4 protein-coding genes and 2 pseudogenes are annotated in these 3647 nt (G+C 73.9%); 2 read left to right on the plus strand and 4 right to left on the minus strand.

The genetic code is table 11. From position 1 onward, the window contains the following. Positions 1 to 161 precede the first annotated feature (161 nt). The 4 genes from AB0K37_RS40990 to AB0K37_RS41005 form a co-directional block, all read right to left on the minus strand. Positions 162 to 911 (minus strand): glucose 1-dehydrogenase, encoded by a 750-nt coding sequence (locus AB0K37_RS40990; RefSeq protein WP_363991314.1) that lies wholly within the window; start codon positions 909 to 911, stop codon positions 162 to 164. Between the two features lie 79 nt (positions 912 to 990). Then, positions 991 to 1572 carry a TetR family transcriptional regulator gene (locus AB0K37_RS40995; RefSeq protein ID WP_363991317.1) on the minus strand — a complete coding sequence of 194 codons (582 nt, stop codon included), beginning with the start codon at positions 1570 to 1572 and terminating at the stop codon, positions 991 to 993. 40 nt (positions 1573 to 1612) lie between these two features. Continuing rightward, entirely contained in the window at positions 1613 to 2182 is a 570-nt protein-coding gene (locus AB0K37_RS41000) for a hypothetical protein (RefSeq protein ID WP_363991320.1), read from the minus strand. Positions 2183 to 2276: 94 nt separating this feature from the next. Then, the gene (locus tag AB0K37_RS41005) at positions 2277 to 2828 is read right to left on the minus strand and encodes a hypothetical protein (protein ID WP_363991323.1); all 552 of its coding nucleotides are present in this window, start codon (positions 2826 to 2828) and stop codon (positions 2277 to 2279) included. A 181-nt stretch (positions 2829 to 3009) separates the two neighbouring features. On the opposite strand from AB0K37_RS41005, the pseudogene AB0K37_RS41010 reads away from it, so the two are divergent. Beyond that, positions 3010 to 3504, plus strand: a pseudogene (locus AB0K37_RS41010) (sensor histidine kinase); the annotation flags it as partial. A gap of 55 nt (positions 3505 to 3559) precedes the next feature. Then, positions 3560 to 3647, plus strand: a pseudogene (locus AB0K37_RS41015) (carboxymuconolactone decarboxylase family protein); the annotation flags it as partial.

The following is a 3647-nucleotide window of genomic DNA, read 5'->3' on the forward strand; positions in this document are numbered from 1 at the left end:
GCCCAGCAGCTTGGAGGCGATGTGGTCGTGCAGGCTCCGCGCCCCGATCAGGTACTTCCTGATGACCCTGGCGGCTAGGCGGAAGCGTTCGGGGCCGGAGTCGTGGTCGGGTGTGAGGGCCATGCAGAGAGTCTGCCCGGTGTACCGCCCGGAAAGCGTCGTCAGGCGGTGACGCCTCCGTCGATGACCAGGTCGTGCCCGATGACGTGGGACGAGGCGTCGGAGGCCAGCCAGAGGATGGTCTCGGCCACTTCCGCGGTTTCGGACACCCGGCCGGACGGCGCGGAGGCGCGCATCCGCTCGGCGCGCCCGGCGGGCGTCTCGCCCGGGAGCAGCGACATCGGCGTGTCGGTGGCGCCCGGACTGACGGCGTTGACGCGGACGCTGTCGGCGACGTGGTCGAGGGCGGCGGTGCGGGTGAGGACGCTGACCGCCGCCTTGGAGGCCGCGTAGGCGGCGAGGCCGGGACGGCGCCCGTGCGCGCCGATGTTGGACGAGACGTTGACGACGGCCCCGCCGCCGTGGGCGCGCATGTGGGCGATCTCGTGCTTCATCGACAGGAACACGCCGGTCAGGTTCACCGCCAGGACGTCGTTCCAGGCGGCGGCGTCGACGTCGGCGACGGGGCCGGCGGCGCCGAAGATCCCGGCGTTGTTGACGGCGACGTGGAGGCCGCCGTGGCGGCCCGCGACCGCCTCGACCATCCCGGCGGCCGACGCGGGGTCGGTCACGTCCGCGACGACGTGGTCGGCCCGGCCGGGGCCGATCTCCTTCACCGCCTCGGCCAGCGCGGCCTCGTCGCGTCCGGCCAGCACGACGGTCGCGCCCTCGCGGGCGAACGCGTGCGCGGTGGCGCGGCCGATGCCGCCCGCGCCGCCGGTGATGAGGACGATCTTGTTGTCGAATCGCATGCTGAGCTCCCAAATTTTAGAACGAACGGTCTTGAATAGAGGCCGAGAGAAGCCCCGCCGTCAGGTGGAGAGGGCGGGGTCAGGCGAAGAGGGCGGCGGCCTGGCGGGTCGCGTCGCGGAGGCGGTGGTCGTCGGCGGGGGCGCGGCCGAGGACGCGCATGCCCTGGAACAGGACGAGCAGGAGGCGGGCCAGCGCGCGGGGGTCCTTGTCCGGGGGCAGCTCGCCCTGGGCCCGCGCGCGGGTCAGCGCCGTGGTGAGCGAGGCCTCCAGGAAGTTCCAGCTCGCCTCGACCAGGCGCGCGGCCTCGGGGTCGCGCCCGGCCAGCTCGACCGCGGTGTTCACCACGAGGCAGCCGAGCCGGGGCCGGTCGCGCGCCGACTCCGCGGCGTAGCGCTCGATCAGCGCGCGGACCGCGGGCAGCACGGGCCCGGGCTGCGACAGCGCTTCGGCGATCTTCGGGTCGGTGTCGCGGACGTAGCGTTCGAGGGCCTTCAGGTACAGCTCGCGCTTGCCGCCGAACGTGGCGTAGAGGCTGGCCCGGGCGATGCCGAGGCGGGCCACGAGGTCGGCCATGGAGGTCGCCTCGTAGCCGCGCTCCCAGAACAGCTCCAGCGCGCGCCGCAGCGCGGCGTCCGGATCGAACTCCTTCGCCCGTGCCATGCCGACGACGATAGAGCGTTCAAGAACGAACGGTCAAATATCAGGCCCGGGACGCCATCGGGACGGACGGGCGGTCCAGGTCCATGACGTCCAGCACCGCGCCGTCGGCGGCGAGCGCCTCCACGACCGGTCCCCGGCGGGCGCCCCAGACCACGACGACGTGCCCGTGCTCGGGGACGTCCAGGATCCGCTTGCCGACCCGCACCCGCGCGACCTCGGCCGAGACCCGCAGCCGCGCCTCGTTCACCCACTTGGCGCCCCACGGCAGCAGGCGGTTGGCGTTGCGGACCGTGCGGCCCGACCCGTACTTGAGCAGGTGGCGCCCCATCTCGCCGGACGAGCGGCGCGCCAGCGGTTCCTCGGGGGCCGATCCGCCCGCGCCGCCCAGCTCCATCCACTCGCCGTCGCGGCGGTGGAACGTCCAGCCCTCGATGAACGAGGACGCGGAGTCCCCCCACTGGTACAGGAACGTGACAACGGCGATGTCGCCGTCCTTGTCGAGCCCGAGTGGAAGGTAGTCCCGGCCTTCGGCGAAGGCGACGGGAGCGGGGACGGGAAGACCGTCCCGGAGGAGCCGCAGGCACTCCTCGTGCACCTCGTGGTCGTTCATGATGGGGGACCTCTGATCGTGCAGGCAGGGCAAAGGGCCCTCCCGCGAGAGGGCCCCACGTGAGGTTCACTCTAGAGGTCCGGCTCGTCTGGTTTCACCCGTCTGGCGTACTCCCGACAAGCCTTTGCCATCCGTCCTTCATCTCATGGTCGATCACCGGGCCGCGGGGCCGGAGCGCCCGCGAGGCGAGGACGGCGCACAGGGCGGCCAGCGGCAGTTCCACCCCCGCCGCCAAGGCGATCGCCACCGTCCGCTCGGCGCCGGGCGCGGAGGTCGTCACGTCGAACCACGCGTCCACGGCCAGCAGCGTCCCGGCCGCGGCGGCGGCGAGGCCGTGGCGCGGATCGCGGCGGACGAGCAGCACGCCGGTGCCGAGCAGCGCGGCGGCCTCCATCGCGTCCAGCCCCACCCAGGCGGCGGACCAGTTCGACACCGTGGCGGTGGACGGCATGGTGGCGGCGAGCATCCACATCCAGGGCACCAGCGCGGCGGCGCCCCCGATGAACGCCCAGCCGAGCCGCCGGCCTCCCCCCTTCCGCCGCGCGACGGGACCCGGCGGCCCGTACGGTCCGGGGCGCGGACGGCGGCGGACGCTGATCGCGGGACGGGGCGAGGGGGGACCGGGGCGGGTGAGGACGGCGACCATGGGGGACTCCTTCGGACGGTGATCGGTGCGCATCCGCTGCCCGGATGCCTGATCAAAGCCTCTCCGGGATCGGCCGCACGATCAGTAGCGCACCCTTCCGAACCGGGGTGGCACTGGGTTCACCCCCGGCCCTGCACTCTGGTTCATGGCGGCACCCGAAGTGGGGCAATACGGTTTCCCCATGGCATCCCTCTCCGCGGCCCGGCGTGTCCGCGTGCACGCTCCGTGGTCGGCCGCGGCGTGGCGCGACACGGTCTTCGTCGTCTCCGGGGTGCCGCTGCAGCTCGCCGGCTGGCTGATCCTCGGCTCCCTCTGGACGCTCTGGACGCCGGTGCGGCTGACGCCGATCCTCGTGCTCACCTGTGTGTCGGCGGTCCTGCTGCTGCTCGCGCTGCGCCCGCTGACGTCCTGGCAGCGGGAGCGGTGCTGGGCGATGCTCGGCCTCGACATCCCGCGCATGCCCGACTTCGACGGCGGGCGCGCCTGGGACGTGCTGCGCGACCTCCGCTCGCCCGAGCTTTGGCGGGTGCTCCAGTACCACCTGCTGGCCGGGCCGTTCCTCGCCGCCGGCGGGCTGGCCGTCTCCGCGGCGTGGACGGCCGGGCTCGCCCTCGCCACGTCCGGGACCTACGCGTGGGCGGTGCACCCCGGCGACCCGCTGGCCGACCACCCGCAGCGCGTCGCCGTGCTCACCGCGGCCGGCGTGCTGCTCCTGGCCGCGGCGCCGTGTCTTCGAGCTGTGGTGCCTCGCCGTGTCGGCGATCAACGGCTGCGGGCGGTGCCTGGAGTCGCACGAGAAGGTCGTCCGCGAGGCCGGCC

The organism is Actinomadura sp. NPDC049753 (assembly GCF_040674655.1).
In the GTDB taxonomy this organism is placed as follows: domain Bacteria; phylum Actinomycetota; class Actinomycetes; order Streptosporangiales; family Streptosporangiaceae; genus Spirillospora; species Spirillospora verrucosospora.

Coding starts and splice junctions, on each gene's coding strand:
- AB0K37_RS41000 (WP_363991320.1), bottom strand. CDS start 2,182: ATGAACGACCACGAGGTGCACGAGGAGTGCCTGCGGCTCCTCCGGGAC.
- AB0K37_RS41005 (WP_363991323.1), bottom strand. CDS start 2,828: ATGGTCGCCGTCCTCACCCGCCCCGGTCCCCCCTCGCCCCGTCCCGCG.
- AB0K37_RS40990 (WP_363991314.1), bottom strand. CDS start 911: ATGCGATTCGACAACAAGATCGTCCTCATCACCGGCGGCGCGGGCGGC.
- AB0K37_RS40995 (WP_363991317.1), bottom strand. CDS start 1,572: ATGGCACGGGCGAAGGAGTTCGATCCGGACGCCGCGCTGCGGCGCGCG.